Origin of the sequence: Prosthecobacter algae (assembly GCF_039542385.1) — a bacterium.
GTDB classification, from domain to species: Bacteria; Verrucomicrobiota; Verrucomicrobiia; order Verrucomicrobiales; family Verrucomicrobiaceae; genus Prosthecobacter; species Prosthecobacter algae.
The window spans coordinates 1-14,988 of sequence record NZ_BAABIA010000011.1; the positions used below are offsets into that span (position 1 = coordinate 1).

At 60.0% G+C, this 14,988-nt stretch carries 20 protein-coding genes; 19 read left to right on the forward strand and 1 reads right to left on the reverse strand.

Annotation, left to right across the window (positions count from 1 at the left end; genetic code table 11):
- Nucleotides 1–670 (reverse strand): ParB/Srx family N-terminal domain-containing protein (locus ABEB25_RS21655; RefSeq protein WP_345738535.1); only part of this gene is annotated, 670 nt, incomplete at its 3' end.
- A gap of 67 nt (nt 671–737) precedes the next feature.
- Here ABEB25_RS21655 and ABEB25_RS21660 point away from each other — a divergent pair.
- The 19 genes from ABEB25_RS21660 (at nt 738) to ABEB25_RS21750 (ending at nt 14,984) form a co-directional block, all read left to right on the forward strand.
- Nucleotides 738–938: a helix-turn-helix domain-containing protein gene (locus ABEB25_RS21660; protein ID WP_345738536.1), complete on the forward strand. Its 201-nt coding sequence runs from the start codon at nt 738–740 to the stop codon at nt 936–938.
- 25 nt (nt 939–963) lie between these two features.
- Nucleotides 964–1,575 carry a hypothetical protein gene (locus ABEB25_RS21665; RefSeq protein ID WP_345738537.1) on the forward strand — a complete coding sequence of 204 codons (612 nt, stop codon included), beginning with the start codon at nt 964–966 and terminating at the stop codon, nt 1,573–1,575.
- A complete protein-coding gene (locus ABEB25_RS21670; protein WP_345738538.1) occupies nt 1,568–3,391 on the forward strand; it encodes a terminase gpA endonuclease subunit in 1,824 nt (607 codons plus the stop codon). Before ABEB25_RS21665 ends, ABEB25_RS21670 begins: the two co-directional genes overlap by 8 nt.
- 16 nt (nt 3,392–3,407) lie before the next feature.
- Nucleotides 3,408–3,626: a hypothetical protein gene (locus tag ABEB25_RS21675; RefSeq protein ID WP_345738539.1), complete on the forward strand. Its 219-nt coding sequence runs from the start codon at nt 3,408–3,410 to the stop codon at nt 3,624–3,626.
- Nucleotides 3,623–4,204, forward strand: coding sequence for a CHAP domain-containing protein (locus ABEB25_RS21680; protein ID WP_345738540.1), 582 nt, complete (start codon nt 3,623–3,625; stop codon nt 4,202–4,204). The genes ABEB25_RS21675 and ABEB25_RS21680 overlap by 4 nt, the downstream gene beginning before the upstream one ends.
- A complete protein-coding gene (locus tag ABEB25_RS21685) occupies nt 4,201–4,476 on the forward strand; it encodes a hypothetical protein (RefSeq protein ID WP_345738541.1) in 276 nt (91 codons plus the stop codon). The genes ABEB25_RS21680 and ABEB25_RS21685 overlap by 4 nt, the downstream gene beginning before the upstream one ends.
- Nucleotides 4,477–4,492: 16 nt before the next feature.
- Complete coding sequence (locus ABEB25_RS21690; protein WP_345738542.1) at nt 4,493–4,750, forward strand: hypothetical protein; 258 nt, start codon at nt 4,493–4,495, stop codon at nt 4,748–4,750.
- Entirely contained in the window at nt 4,747–6,183 is a 1,437-nt protein-coding gene (locus ABEB25_RS21695) for a phage portal protein (RefSeq protein ID WP_345738543.1), read from the forward strand. Before ABEB25_RS21690 ends, ABEB25_RS21695 begins: the two co-directional genes overlap by 4 nt.
- On the forward strand, nt 6,180–7,448 hold the full coding sequence (locus ABEB25_RS21700) for a S49 family peptidase (protein WP_345738544.1): 1,269 nt from the start codon (nt 6,180–6,182) through the stop codon (nt 7,446–7,448). The genes ABEB25_RS21695 and ABEB25_RS21700 overlap by 4 nt, the downstream gene beginning before the upstream one ends.
- Before the next feature lie 37 nt (nt 7,449–7,485).
- The gene (locus ABEB25_RS21705; RefSeq protein ID WP_345738545.1) at nt 7,486–8,394 is read left to right on the forward strand and encodes a major capsid protein; all 909 of its coding nucleotides are present in this window, start codon (nt 7,486–7,488) and stop codon (nt 8,392–8,394) included.
- A gap of 33 nt (nt 8,395–8,427) precedes the next feature.
- Nucleotides 8,428–8,820 carry a hypothetical protein gene (locus tag ABEB25_RS21710; protein ID WP_345738546.1) on the forward strand — a complete coding sequence of 131 codons (393 nt, stop codon included), beginning with the start codon at nt 8,428–8,430 and terminating at the stop codon, nt 8,818–8,820.
- Nucleotides 8,821–8,913: 93 nt separating this feature from the next.
- Nucleotides 8,914–9,222, forward strand: a complete 309-nt coding sequence (locus ABEB25_RS21715) for a hypothetical protein (RefSeq protein ID WP_345738547.1) — start codon at nt 8,914–8,916, stop codon at nt 9,220–9,222.
- 1 nt (nt 9,223) lies between these two features.
- On the forward strand, nt 9,224–10,024 hold the full coding sequence (locus ABEB25_RS21720; protein WP_345738548.1) for a hypothetical protein: 801 nt from the start codon (nt 9,224–9,226) through the stop codon (nt 10,022–10,024).
- Nucleotides 10,025–10,027: 3 nt separating this feature from the next.
- Entirely contained in the window at nt 10,028–10,495 is a 468-nt protein-coding gene (locus ABEB25_RS21725; protein ID WP_345738549.1) for a hypothetical protein, read from the forward strand.
- 8 nt (nt 10,496–10,503) lie between these two features.
- On the forward strand, nt 10,504–10,896 hold the full coding sequence (locus tag ABEB25_RS21730; protein WP_345738550.1) for a hypothetical protein: 393 nt from the start codon (nt 10,504–10,506) through the stop codon (nt 10,894–10,896).
- Nucleotides 10,893–11,642, forward strand: a complete 750-nt coding sequence (locus tag ABEB25_RS21735) for a hypothetical protein (RefSeq protein ID WP_345738551.1) — start codon at nt 10,893–10,895, stop codon at nt 11,640–11,642. The genes ABEB25_RS21730 and ABEB25_RS21735 overlap by 4 nt, the downstream gene beginning before the upstream one ends.
- Nucleotides 11,639–12,160, forward strand: a complete 522-nt coding sequence (locus ABEB25_RS21740) for a hypothetical protein (RefSeq protein WP_345738552.1) — start codon at nt 11,639–11,641, stop codon at nt 12,158–12,160. Before ABEB25_RS21735 ends, ABEB25_RS21740 begins: the two co-directional genes overlap by 4 nt.
- 230 nt (nt 12,161–12,390) lie before the next feature.
- Nucleotides 12,391–14,136, forward strand: coding sequence for a coiled-coil domain-containing protein (locus ABEB25_RS21745; protein ID WP_345738553.1), 1,746 nt, complete (start codon nt 12,391–12,393; stop codon nt 14,134–14,136).
- A complete protein-coding gene (locus ABEB25_RS21750) occupies nt 14,133–14,984 on the forward strand; it encodes a hypothetical protein (RefSeq protein ID WP_345738554.1) in 852 nt (283 codons plus the stop codon). The genes ABEB25_RS21745 and ABEB25_RS21750 overlap by 4 nt, the downstream gene beginning before the upstream one ends.
- The last annotated feature ends 4 nt before the right edge of the window (nt 14,985–14,988 follow it).

The window sequence follows — 14,988 nt, forward strand, 5'->3', positions numbered from 1 at the left end:
TTGGAGTTCCGGCCAGAGCGGCCCGTTTGCAGAGATCGAGGAGGCGTTTTCCATAGAGGACACGGCCGATGCCGAGTTTTTTGGTGGTTCGTGTGATCGAGTAATCCACCTCGCGCACGCCCATGAGTTGAAGCACCTGCATCCAGTCGCGCAGGTCATGGAACATGAAGACGAGGTAGTCGTGGTGCTCGAACGCCTGACACTCCATGCGGGGGATGATTTCCATCTCCTCGGCGGGGTCTTCGGCGTCGAACAATTTGCGGATCTCGTCTTCGGCAAAGCCGGTGAGTTCGAGATCAAAGGATGGATCGCTTTCCTGAATGGATTTGAGCAACCGCTTCAGATCTCCTTCATCGAGTTCCGCCAGTTCTGCGAGGCGGTTGTCGGCGAGCAAATCGGCGAGTTCCTCGGCTTCGCTGGCATAGTCCTGCTCATCCACTGGCACGGATTCACAGCCGATCAGTAGTGCGGCCTCCAGCCGGCCATGTCCGCGCACGATCATGCCGCTGCGTTTGGAGAGGGTGATCGAGTTCCGCCAGCCTTGCTCTTGAATGATGGAGGCCAGCAAGGCGATCTGATGCGCACTGTGCCGGTTCGGATTGGCCGGATTGGGCTTCAGCGTGTTGGGATCAATCAGCCGCGTGTGGGCGCAGTAAATGGGAATACTCACGCACCGCGAGAAGTGTCAACGGCGTTGACGTCAGATGCGGGCTATGCGTGACTTGCGTATGGCTGCCATGAAACTTCCCAAAGGGGTGACTCCCCGCAAATTTGCCCGCGCGCTTCAGGCGTGGCGAGAGAAGAAGGCGTTCAGCCAGCGCGATGCGGCGGAGTTTCTGGGCATCAGCAAGCGCACGCTGGAAAACTGGGAACAGGAGCGCGCCACACCGCGTGGCTATGCCGTGGTGGCACTGATGAAGCTGCTGGAGATGAAGTGACGTTGACTCCGCAGCCAGCGGAGTCATGGAATCATCGCTGCCGCCCGATCTCGCTCGCAAGCTCCTCAACAAGGATCTCGCCAATCTCGTTCAACGTGTTCACAAAGGCGGAAAGCTGACTCGTGCGGAGCGGGCCATGCTCCAAAATGTGGCCAGCAACACTGTGGGCGGTGACAAGGTGGGACCGGCCTTCGCGAGGAACTTCGTGGATCTCGCCGACATTCTCGGTGTCACACGCCAGTCGATCACGACATGGAAAAAGCGGAAGGATGCGCCAACCCCAGCCGCCAATGGTCTGCACGATGTGGCCGCATGGCGCGAGTTCATGAAGCAGCATGATCTCAAGGGAGGCACTCCAACAACGGATCTCGAAACCGCCCTGCGCGCACGCAAACTGCTGGCCGAGGTGGAGGAACGCGAACTCAAGGTGGCGGTGCGCAAGGGTCTCTATGTTGCCATAGATGAGGTGAGGCAGGAATGGACGCGGATTGCTGGACGGGTCACGAGCCTGTTGCGCAACAAGTTTGAAAATGAACTGCCACCCATCCTTTCCGGGCTCGATGCCACCGGCATTCAGGAGGAGAATCGCAAGGCCATCGACGAAGTGCTGACGCTCCTCAACCAAGGCCATGGGTGATACGCTGCGCGAGATCGGCTGCCAGATTTGGCGGCCTCCTGACCGCCGACCCCCATGGGCTTGGGCCGAGGAGCATGTCCACTCGATCCCCTATTCCCCGGTGCCGGGCAGGTTTCGTGCGGACAACTCACCGTGGTTGAAGGAACCGCTGGAAGCACTGGTTGATCCCAAGGCACGCATCGTCTCGATCATCGCCGCGATTCAATCGAGCAAGACCACGATTGGTGAGATCGGCCTCTGCTACATCATCGCCAATTTGCCCGGCCCTGCGCTGTGGCTCGACCAGACGGACGATGATGCCAAGGACCAGGCCGAAAGCAGGCTTGGACGCATCTTCGATGAATGTCCCAGCGTGCAGGCGCTCTACCCGCGTGACCGACACAAACTCAAGACGAGCACCAAGCATTTCTCGAACGGCATGACGCTGTGGGTGCTCGGTGCCCACAACAAGACCAACCTGCAACGCCGCTCCATCCGCTGGCTGATCGGTGATGAGACATGGCGCTGGCCCGTGGGACACATGGCGGAGGCGGAAGCCCGTGTCACCGCCTTCGGCTGGCTGGGCAAGTGCCTCTTCATGTCCCAGGGCGGGGAAGAGAACGATGACACTCACCGCAAGTTTGAAACCACGGACATGCGCGAGTGGACTTTTGAGTGCCCTCACTGCGGACTGCGGCAGCCCTTCAAGTGGGACAACGTCGAGTGGAGCAAGGACGCACGCGATGATGATGGCGAATGGAACTTCGCCCGCGTTCGTGAAACGGCCTCGCTTAACTGCGAAGGCTGCAACCACGCCTTTGAGGACAGCGACCGCACACGACGTCTGCTCAACACCTCGGGGCGCTATGTGGCCACCAACTTGAACGCCTCGACTGAGAACGTGGGGTTCCATTGGAACGCGCTGTGCGCCATGAGCTGGGGCCGTCTCGCTGAGCTCTATCTGCGGGCGAAGGCTGTGGCAAAACGAGGTGATCTGGAACCACTGCGTCAGTTCTACCAGAAGCGCCTTGCTTTGCCATGGCGCGACTACCTGGAGGATTTTAAATTGGAGATCACTCCAAGCGGCTACCGTCTGGGTGAAACCTGGGACGATGAGGCGGCAGTGAACAGGCAGGGCAAGTTCCTCACGCCCCCCTTCGATCCGTCACTGGCTGCGGCACCGCTTCGATTCATGACGGTGGACTGCCAGATGGATCACTTCTTCGTGATCGTGCGCGGCTGGTCGTTGGAGGGTTCTTCGCGTTTGGTGTGGCGTGAACGCGTGCCCACCTGGGACGAAGTACTGAGCTTGCAGGAACGCTTCACCATTCACTCCAACCTGGTGTTTGTCGATGCCGGCCACGCCACCTATGACGTGTATCGCGAATGCGCCAAGCACGGCTGGGTGGCTCTCATGGGCGACCGCCGTGCCACCTATGTTCACCGCACCAAGGAAGGCCGCAGTGTGCATCGGTTCTACTCGCCGCGTCGCAAGGTGGTGCTAGGACGCGGCCAGACTTGCTCGGTGTTCTACTGGTCGAACCTCAACATCAAAGACATGCTCGCGCGACTGCGCCGCAATCAGGACCCGGAGCGTGGTGCCACCTGGGAAATCGCCGAGGATGCCGGCGACGACTACCTCACGCAGATGGAGAGCGAGCAGCGCGTGCGCAAAGGCGGCAAGTGGTTGTGGGAACGCATCGGCAAGCGCCCCAATCATTACTGGGATTGTGAAGCCATGCAGGTGGCCGCAGCGGTGATGCTCAAGCTCGTCGGTCAGGAGTCGGTGAAGGCGGATGCCGAGATCAACGAGGACAACGAAGCCACCGCAGATTGACACGGCTCCAGGGGGCATGAACCCCACTCAAACTCTTCAGGGCAAGCTCACTTACGCGGGCATCGTCATTTCTGCGGTCGGTGCTCTTGGCCGTCTCTTCGGTCTGCATCTCCCCACGGACGAAGCTCAGGGCATGGTGGCCATTGCCGCCGCCAACTGGGACACCATTGCCGAGTTCGGCGGTCTCGCCACCGCCGCCTATGGTCGTCTGCGCATCAACTGGAGGAAGAAATGACCTCCGACGCTCTTGCAACGGCGGTGATGCGACAGGCGAGCCGGTTCATTGGCCTGCGCGAAGTAAAACCCAACGCCGAGTGGGACAACCCCAGCACGACTGGACCTGATCGCGCCCTGGTCGATGAACTGCGCTCGCTCATGCGCTCCGCTCCATGGGAACCTGGCTGGGCCTATTGCGCCGCGTTCTGTGAAGGTATGGTGCTTGCCGCGCTGCGTTCGCTTTCTGCCACACCGGAGCAGATCAAACGCTGGCAGGCAACGATGACGCCCCACTGCGTCACCAGCGCAGCCAACTTCCGCAAGCTGGGTCTGCTGTCACCAACTGCGGCTCCTGGTGCCATCTGGCTCGCTCGTCATGGCAGCACTAACAACGGTCATGCCGGCATCGTCACTGCTGTGCGTGGTCTGAGCATGTCCACCATTGAGGGCAACACATCACTCGATCCAAGCACCGATGCCAAAGAACGCGAAGGCGACTGGATCACCGCACGCATTCGTCCGCTGAAGGGGAGCGGCAGCCTTGTCACCCTTGGGTTCATCACACCAGTCTCCATCCTCAAGCTCATCAACCCATGACCCAGCCACGTTATGATTCCACCATCAGCCTCGGGCATGTCGTTCAGATCCTCTCTCTGGTCATCGCCGGTGCAACGGCCTGGGGTGTTCACACCAGCACGCTTCGCCACCTGGAACTGTTGCGCAACGAGGACCGGCAGCGACTTGAATCCCACGACGTGAAGATCCAACTCCTGGAACGCAGCACGGATGTGGTGAAGACGGACGTGAACTACATCCGGCTAACCGTGGATGAGATCAAACGTGACCTGAAGCAGCCCACGACTCGTTGACAGCTCACGCCCGAGCATGGCGCAAGGTTTGTTCACCGTCGGCTTCACCGTCGCAGAAGTTCTAAGCATCCAGGCGAAGGCCAAGCAGATGCTTTTGGAGGGCAAGACCCTCATGAGTTGGGGCGACAGCGGTTCAAACGCTTCAAAGCAGTTCCCGATGACCGTGAAGGAGACGCTCGATGAATGCGTCCATGCGCTGCGCGTTCTGGCTCCAAACACCTATGAACGTCGCCGCCGGATCACCACTTCCCACATACGCCGTATCGCCCCATGAATCCACTTCTCCAATGGGTGAACGACTGGTTCAAGCCCAAGGCCATCAGCTCGATCTACGAATCCGCCAATCCATCGCCGCGCCGAGGTCAGGTGCCTGGTGCCTCACCGCGTGATGCGAAGCAGGACCTCACGCCTCATGTTCATCGTGAGTTGGTGAAGCGTTCGCGTTACCTCGCCAAGAACTCCGGTTTCGTGCGTGAGATGGTCAGCAACATGGCGATCTATTCCACAGGGGATGGCATTCGCCCGCAGGCACAGTCAGATGACCCGGAATGGAATCGCAAAGCCGAAGCCTATTTCCGAGCATGGTCGGCAAGGTGTGAAATCACCGGCAGGTTCAGCTTCGAGGAAGTGCAATCGCTGGTCTGTCGCGGCATGGATGTGGACGGTGAATACTTCATTCACCTCACCCGCAGCCGACTTGGACTGGCCGCGCTCCAGTTGATCGAGTCCCACCGCATCGGTGATGGCAACACGTCCGCAAAAAGCTACCACGGCATCACCCTGGATGCCTGGGGAGCGCCCGTTTCATATCGCGTGATCGAAGACAAAGGCGGTCGAGAACTGCCTGCGCAAAGCGTGCTGCATGTGTTTGAGCCGGAGAATGCCACGAGCGTTCGCAACGCCCCGACGATCCAGCATTCCATCAATCACATCATCGACGAGATGGAGCTGATCGCTTTGGAAAAGCACGCCGTGAAGGACAACTGCGACGTCACCCGTGTGCTGAAGACGGAAACAGGTGATCTGAAGGATGATTCAGATTTTGCCATCGAAGGTGATCAGGCCGCCGCCAGCGAAGCCAGCAGCCCATCGTCACTTCAGCAGATCACTGGCGGAAAGCTCGTCGCCCTCAAGCCCAACGAATCACTCGATTCCTTCGAGCCGAAACGGCCCAGTCCAACGTTCACCGGGTTCCTGGAGCATCTGCGCCGTGACTCCGCGCTTGGCGTGCTGCCGTATGAATTTGCGGCGGACTCATCCAAGGTTGGCGGGGCGGGTGTTCGATTGGTGGTGGCCAAAGCAGATCGACGGTTCTCCTACCGTCAGATGATCCTCATTCAACGACTGATCAAACCGGTGTGGTTCTATGTGATCGGCGATGCGATTGCTCGTGGCGAACTGCCCGCCGTCCAGGGCTGGTGGAAGATTAGCTGCGTGTGTCCACGCAAGCTCAGTGTCGATGCAGGTCGTGAAGCCCAGCAGAATCGCTCCGACGTGGAGATGGGACTCAAAACCATCAGCGACCATTACGAGGAACTGGGCGCGGACTTCGGTGAGGAACTGGAACGGCGTGCGCGGGACGCGAAGATGATCCTCGAAACCGCCGCCAAATACAGTGTGCCTCTCGACATGCTCTGGAAGCCAAGCGGCGGCTCTGCCGTGCCTGCACCGCCGCCTGCTGCCGTTGACACTCCAAGCGGGGCGTGACCGCGCTCGATTCGCTTTTCTCCCGCCAGCCCTGGCTCATCACCTCCGAGGCCATGCACAGCATGGCAGCTCAAGCCGTGGCGTTCTTCGATGCGCGTCTGACGCTCCCTGAGCCGTCATCGAACCCGCTGCTATCCGTGGAAGAGGGTGTTGGCATCATCCGCATCCACGGCCCGCTCATGCGCGACCCGGATTTGATTTCGTCGCTGCTCTTCGGTGCGACCGACATGAACCAGGTGGCGGAGGCGATTCAAGAAGCGGTCGCTCAAGATGCAGTAAAATCCATCCTGCTGGACATCGACTCACCGGGCGGAACGGTCAATGGAACGCCCGAGCTGGCCCAGGCTGTGGCGGATGCCGCCAAGCTCAAATCCATCCACGCCTTCAGTGCAGGCCAGATGTGCAGCGCGGCCTACTGGATCGCGTCCCAGTGCGATGCTGTCTATGCCACACCCAGCGCTCGCGTAGGCTCCATTGGCGTGATGCTGCCGTTCATCGACAGCGCCGAAAAGTTCCGTAGCCAGGGATTAAAAGTAGAAGTGTTCGCCGCAGGCAAGTTCAAGGGCATGGGCACGCCGGGTGTGTCGCTGAGCGAAGAGCAGCGTGCGTTGATCCAGTCCGACATTGAAGAAGTCGCCGCTGACTTCAAAAGCGCCGTGCTCGCGCGTGGTCGCAAGATCCCGGACGAGGCGATGGAAGGGCAGAGTTTTAGCGCCCGCAAGGCTCAGCGCTTCAACCTGGCCGGCACGGTCAAGAGTCGCGACGAGGTGATCGCCCGTCTGCGCTCCATCGCCGCCCGAGTTGACACGCCTTCCCGGACATCCACCTCGATGAAAACCGCCGAAGAACAACTCACTGATGCGCTTGCTCGCATTCAAACCTTGGAAGCCGATGCCAAAGCTCGCGAGAGCTTGATGTCCGACGCCTCCGCCCAAGTCGAAACTTTTAAAGCCAGCCTCACCGCCAAGGAGCAGTCTCATCAGACGGCCTTGCAGCAGGTCTGCACGGAGCGTGACACACTCAAAGGCCAGCTCATCGCTGTTCAGGGTGATGTCGAGCGTCACAGCAAGCGTGCGGGCGAACTCGAAACGCAGGTGCGTGACCTCAACGCCCGCGAGCAGGATCTCGACAAGCGTGCTGCCGCCAAAGCCGCGCAGATCGCCGCTGAAATGGGCACGCAGGTGCCCGCCAAGATCACACCCGCCGGGGACAAAGCGCCCGCCACCGCCGCCGAGGTCTGGAACCGCCAGTTCGCCAAAGCCTGATCCATCCCAATCACACACCCTCAACTCCTAGACCTCCATGTCTGTCCCAACTCTTCTCGACATCGCCAAGCTGGACGCCGGTATCGGCTACCCGCTCATTGAGGAAGCCGTGAAAATGGCTCCCGAACTCACCGTCGTGCCCGCCGATACCATGACCGGCACCACGATGGAACTGACCGTCCGCACCGGCCTGCCTTCCGTGCGCTTCCGCAACGCCAACGAGGGCGTGCCTCGCAGCAAGTCCAGCTACGAAACACGCACCTTCCAAACGCACATCCTCGATCACCAGATCGCTGTGGATGCGCAGATCGTGGATGGTGCCCGTGATCCAGGTCGCCTGCTCGAAAACCATGCCTCGGGCGTGATCGAAGCGGCGATGCAATACATCGGCTCGCAGTTTTATTATGGCACCGGCAACGACAGCAAAGGCTTCCCCGGTCTGCTTGCGCAGATCAAAGCCGATGCCGCGCATCTGGTGGATGCCGGTGGTGCGGCTTCCAAATCCTCGGTCTGGTTCCTGCGCCTAGGCCGTGAGTGTGTCGAGTTCCTGTTCGGCAACGCACAGTCCATCCGCCTCCAAGACACCTGGGATCTGGAAACGGTCTATGATGCCGAAGGCAATCCCTACAAGGCCTACACCAACTGGATGACAGGTCGTATCGGGATGCGCCTGGCCAACCGCAACTGCGCGGTGCGCATCAAGAACGTGGAAGAGTCCGGCAACGGCAAAAAGAGCCTCAACGACGCGCTGCTCTATTCGGCCTACGAGAAGTTCACCGACTTCGGCTTCGAGCCGACGCACATCCTCATGAACGGGCGCTCCCGCGAACAGTTGCGCAACAGCCGCACGGCCACCACCGCCAACGGCACGCCCGCGCCACTGCCCACCGAATGGGAAGGCATCCCGATCATCCGCACGGCCTCCATCGCCAACGACGAGACGTGATTCGCTTAACTGAACCTCATTCACCAAATCATCATGCACTCACTCAAAGATGCTGAACTCATCCACACGGTGGCCCTGCCTGCCGCTGCTGCCACAGCAACCACTGATCCGTTCAACCTGATCCAGAAACCTCCCCATGAGTGCCACTTCGAGGTGGAACTCGCGCTTCCAGCCCTGCCTTCACTGGCGGACACGAAGAAGGCCACGGTAACACTGGAGGACTCGGAAGACGGCATCACGTTCGCCACCATCGCTGCCCTGGCCTCCATGGAAGTCACAGGCGCGGGCGGAGTCGGTTCTGCCGCTGCCATTCGCAAAGTGCGCCTGCCATCCGATGTGCGGCAATACATTCGGGCCAAGGTCGTGGTGGAAGCTGCTGGTGGTAACAACACCGACAAATCACTCACCATGGCGCTGGTGTTTTAGTAAAAATTCTCGGGGCGTGGGCCTCGGGTTCGGGTGCAGCCCTCTTCGCCTCGTGCGGAGAGGGCTGTTTCGTTTTGACGTGACACGCGTGGCATGTCCATCCACGACGAAATCGCCGCTGACTTTTCTGAAATCCTCCAGGACTTCGGCAAGGTCATTTTCTACCAGGGGCAGCCCACGTTGGCCCTGGTCTCCGAACCCATGCTTTCCGGTGAGCTCATGCTGGGCGGTGAAGTCGATGAAGTGCGCTTCAATGCCAAGGTGCTGCGCACTTCCATCCCTGACATTCCGCACAGCGGTCAGATCGTGCGTTGGAACGACAAGGACTACCGCATCAAAGCTGTGATGAACCGTCCTCCTCACGCCATCGTCACCCTGGAGCTTGGCCCCGTTGACCCCTGACATGCGCGTCACTGGCAAAGTCACGGGTCTTGATCCGTTGAAAAAGCAGATCGCTCTTTTCCCCAAAGAAGTGCAGCGCCCCATGGACAAACTGCTCATCCAGGAAGTACGCACGCTTGCCGTGGAGAGTGCGCGGATCACGCTGCCGTTTGGTCTGACGGACAAACCCTTCAAGAAACTCGCGGCTCGCATCAAAGCGGACATCAACCGTATCTTTAAACGTGCTGACAACCTCGGCACAGCCTTCAAACAACTCGAAGCCGCTGATCCCGCGCTTGCTCGTGAATACTGGCGTGCCGACAAGAACGGCGAACCGGAAAAGGCTCGGCGCATCCTGCGCAAACTGTGCGCCAAGGCGGGCATTCCCATCGGAGCCATCCGCCCGGACCTGCACAAGAACGCACGCACCGCCCGCTATGGCCGCGTGCCTGACAGTGCCAAAACTCTGGCGGTGATTTCCAAGGGTGAGGCTCTTGATCGCTACATCACCAAAGTGCAGAGGCAGATCGGGGCGGTGAAAGCGGGCTGGATCGCGGCGGCCAAATCACTCGGTGGCACCGTGCGCGGCATTCCCAGATGGGCGAACACCGGAGCCCACAAAACTTCGCAGGGCACGGCAGTGGTGAAACGCGGCGACAAAGGAGCCAACATCGAGCTCCAGAACCAGGTGAGCTATGCGCCTGAAGCCTGCAACGATGCCCAGCTTCGCCAGGCGGAACGCCGGGCTCGAACAAGGCTTCAGAATGCCATGGCCGAAAAACTCAAGGCCATGGCTGCCCGTGCGTTTCGACAGGGCAAGTAGAGCGTGAATGATCAACCCTCGCTCGAATACCGTCTCGCCAAACTGCTCGCCGATTACCTCACGCATGTCAGGCAGCAGAACGGACTGCCAGCCACTCTGAACATTGGCATTGGCTTGGAAATGGCGGCACGGCAGAGGCCCTGCGTCGTTTGCCACATCGACACGTTGGAGTTTCCGCACACCAAGTTGATCGAGGCGAATGGCATTCTGGTCCTCCACACTCATGCCGATGAAACCCCGGTGCTGACGGAGGCGATCTGGGTGGCTTCACTGCGATCTGCACTGACCAACCGTGGAGCTTTGTTCGCATGGCTTGCTACGCTACCTGAAGTTGATCGCACGGGTTGGGACATCCGCCGCCTGAGGATTACTCGCAGTGAGAGTGAGTTGAATCGTGAGGATCGAACTCGCAATCACACCACGCGGTTCTCGATCAGCGCGCAGTCCGCTGAATTGACACCCGCCGCCTGAGCACAGCCATGCCAGTGCAAGCCATCATCGAACACGGAACACGTCCTGCCTACGATCTCACCGACGAGACCGGTGTGCTGGTCACCAAGCTCTCCATCAAGCCGACACGCGAGTATGTGGAGCGCAAGAACAGCCAGCGCATGGTGTCCTACGTCCGTGCCGAGAACCCGCGCATCACCTTTGAGTTCTCCGGCATCATCGTGGGCAACAGTGCCACAGGCTTTGCCGATCAGCACCCAGGCACCGCCATCACGGCGCTCGCCAATTTCCAAAGCTCCGTCCACGGGTTCTCGCCCACCGAAGGCAAGATCATCTACAAGGACCCGACACGCGAACTGAGCGACACGGATGAACCCCAGGTCAGCTTCACCGCTGAAATGTTCCCAGGCATCGCGCCATGATCGAAGGCTGGTGGCCCACTCACAGCCTGAGCCTGGCATCCTGTCTGGGAGCCCTGGGGTTTCCGATCCGCACGGATGTGGTGCTTGATGAGCGCAGCAGTGAAGAAGTGACCACCTTTTATGTCGGCCTTCAGTCGCTCTGGAACTCCCTGACCACGGATGGCCTGAACAACGACTGGCATTCAGGCAGCCTGGAACAGGCAGATCCGCTGCATCCATTTCTGTGCGGTCTGCGCGCCTGTCACAATGCCAACATGATCGCATCTTCGTTGCGCAACGAAGATCGAATCCGGCTCACGTTGGTCGGTGATGGTCACGCCACGATCTACACGGACGGCGATGAACTGCCGAGCCTGCGTGAGGCAGATGAACTGATCGAAACCACCGATGCCGGTTTGGTGGCAGCACTGGGTGTGATTGGCATTCCCATGATTGAGCATGAGAACGGACTGTTCCGACTGCCGCGCTTCGGGCATTCGGTGAAGGCTCCGAGCGGTGAATGGATGCGGCATGATGCTCAAGCCCTCATCGAGCAGCTTCGTGAGGGTCGCCTGGAACAGACCCAGCACCCGCTGGTCAGCTCCTACAACGCCCGATCTGTGCATGATCAGATCCGCCGGCATCTCCACGCCACGGGCCGTCGCGTGCTGCTTCGCAAGCCTCGCTCACTGCGCTCCGCTTTTGTTTCCGAGCAGGCGAGCGATGACATGCTTGACCGGGTGCAACGCCATTTCCGAATCGCATGAAAACTCATCCACCCAAACTCCGGCTTGATCCCGAGCCGACGAAGAAACCTGCACGCAAGGTTCACCGCGACGCTGTGCCTGAAGCTGTTCTCAACGCAGCTCAAACGGAGCGAGAAAACGCCTTTGATGCCGAGCACACATGGCATGTTTGGAACGAGCAGAAGCACGACTTCCAACCCGTGATGCTTCATGGCTACAGTTCAGGACGCGAGGCATTGTTCTATAAGCTGCGTGCAGCCGATGGGGCGCTGCCGCTATCCAAGACCTTGGAGCAGCTCACCACGTTCCTGGCGGATGCGATCAAGATCCTTTGGCTGTGCAGCCACGAACCACAGGAATGGCGCATGGTGCGCGGTGATCTTTCTCTGTTCTTGGAAACCATCGAAGCCTGGGGTGACTTGAACGTGCCACGGTCGAAGCATGTGGCGGCAGTGAATCTCGCCCTTCAAATCTTCAATGAGGCCGGCATCAACAAGGCCGTGCCCGAACCCTCTGAGCGAGGCGGCTTGGGAAACTAGCCCTGCCCGTGTCGGAGGCGCAATACGTGGCAGTGATTGCGCGCGGCACGGGCTGGACCGAAGATTACATTCGCTGGCAACTGCCGCTCTCCCGAGGACGTGCTTACGTCCATGCGCTCCGGCTGATGGAAGGAGAGTCGATGCTCTGGCCTGACCGGAGGTTGTCGGAAACTGGACGATGGTGGTCGCGAGTGCGGGGGAGGTTTCATTGACATCCTGTGCTGCCTGCGATGGCAGCACCAAAAGTCGAACTTGGCTGGGATAACACGGACCTGCAGGCCGGGGCTACGAAGGCCCAGGGCATTCTGTCAGGCTTTGCCAGTCGTGCCCGCAGCACTCTGGGCAAGGCGATGAGTGCCGATGTGGTGGGAGGCTTCGGACAGCTTGCTACGGCCGTTGGCTCCCTCGCAGGACTCAAGTCGGTCATCGACGACTTGGACCGGCTCAGTGATCTCTCCGTCCAGCTCGACACCAGCGTCGAAAGTCTCCAGCGCCTGGGTGTCATGGCCAAGCTCTCCGGCAGCGATGTGGAAACACTCGTGGGCGGTGTCTCCAAACTCACCCGTTCACTGGCTGATGCGGAGGGAAGCGAAAAGACCGCCGAATCGCTCAAACAGCTTGGCGTGAGCGCCGCCCAACTTCGTTCCATGTCGCTGGAGGAGCAGATCATGGCGCTTTCCGAGGCGTTCATCAGCGCACGCGGCCGTGGCGAAGGGTTCGCGGAGGTATTTGATCTCATGGGCCGTAATGGTGCGGAGCTCATCCCGCTGCTCATGCAGGGGCGTGAGGAATTGCAGGCACTCGCTGACACTCCGGTGCTCAGCGAAGAGCAGGTGCAACGCCTGGCCGACTTTAACGATCAGCTTGATAGCGGCATTCTGAAGCTGAAGGCCTGGACGGCTGATTCGCTCACAGGACTTGCCGACATCGCTGCGGTGTCCGGTGTCGCCCTTTTCGGCGGGTTGGATGGCAGCTTCGTCGAGCGCATTGAGCAGGCGGCGACTGCCTTGGCCGAATCTAAGCTCGAAGCAGAAGCTGCGGCGGCGGCCCAGGAGAAGCAACGCGAGGCTGCGCGGGAAGCGGCTGAATGGGCCAGGAAGATTGCGGACGCTCAGAGAGAGGCGGCTGCAAGCATCGAGAAAGGGCAGAGGGAACTCGAAGCCCAGGAAAAGCGCATGCAGGGCATTCGTGAGCAGATCAAGCAGGCCAAGTCGGCGAACCTGGAAAAGCAGCTCAGCCCCGACGAAAACCTTGAGCTCGCCAAAGGCAACCTGACGGACATTGACGCCAAGATCAAAGCCGCCCGTGACAAGGCCTACATGGATGGCAAGGGCGGCCAGGACACCGAGGAGATTCTGCAACTGGAGTTGCAACGTGAGAAGCTGGTAGGCGAGATCCTGACGCTCGAGCAGCAGATCAGTGGCGAAAAGGACCGTCAGCAGCAGGCCGAGGCTGAAAAGACGGAACAGCAGAACCAGGCTCGTTCCGGTCTCGCCAGCGATCTTCAAATTTTGGAGTTGCGCGCCAGGGGACGAAACAAGGAGGCGGATGCTTTGGAGCGTCAGGCACGCATTCAGCAGGAAGCTCGGCGCATCGCGGAAGAGACCGGACTATCCCAGCAGGAAGCTCTGCGCATTGCGCAAACCAAGAGTGCCCTGGAGGAACGCGCCGCCAACCGGCAAGGGCAGGAAGGCGGACGTCGGCGTATCCACGGCTATTCCTATGAAGTCCAGGGAACAGCTGAGGACGCCCGTCTGCGCGCCCAGCAGCGTGTTGAGGATGCACGGTCACGAGTGCAGCAGACCTACGACCGCTTCATGCCGGGTTTGAAAGGCGGCTCTCAGGACAACCCACTGGCTCAGCGCGCGGCCCAAAACGCTGCCGCCGACAAGGCGCCCGCTGAGAACGGCACCACCCAGCAGGCCGCGCAGATGGTCGCTCAAATCCTGCCGCAAATTTTGGAGGCGCTGAAATGACCGCAGCTCCTTACATCGAACACGGCCAACGCATCCTGGAGATTGAGCCCGAGGATTTGGTGGTCCGTCCCTATGGCCTTGATAGCACCGTGCAGGTCTGGCAAACCGATCGGGAAGACACATTTCATCATGGCGGCGCACCGCCACGGCGAACGAACATGCGGATCAAAGAGGTGCAGACAAAGCCGGACGGTCCGGTCTTCATCCATCGTCTCCAGTGTGAAGGCCTCGCCCGTGGGGCTGACAAGATGGAAGCCAATCGCATCCGTCTGCCGGAGGAGGGTTGGGATGAGGGGCCGATAGATTTGCTCACCGTCAAACCCGATCAGTTCTCGCAGGGTGACCTGGCTCCGGGCTTTTCGGCCATGTGGATCGTCGGCATCGAGAAGGAGGATTTGAACGGCCATGTCTGGCGGCTCTCACTGGATTGCAAAGGCATCCTGGCCCCCAAGGCGCGCAAACGTCGCATCACGGTCAACAACCAGCCGGTTAATTCGTCGACCACGCTCAGCATCACCGGCACGACATTCACCAACGAGCAGGGCACATTCACGGGTTGGGCAGATCAACGCTACACCAATCTCGACAGCAGTCGTGTGGTGGTCGTGGACACGTTTCTTTCCACCGATCCTCCACCCACGGACAAGCTTCCTGGTCATCTAACGCCCCAAAATGCACCGCTGGTGAAGGACATCTTTGCCCAGCCTTGGTATTCGAGCGCGGGCTTTACCTTTAACTGGCCCTGGGGCTGGTCGCTCAAAGGCATCCAGTCCGAGCAACTGCTCGATAAGCCGCTCTGGCTCACCTCCATCACCACCGAATACGTGCCGCGTGCGGTCGTGCGCTAAGCCT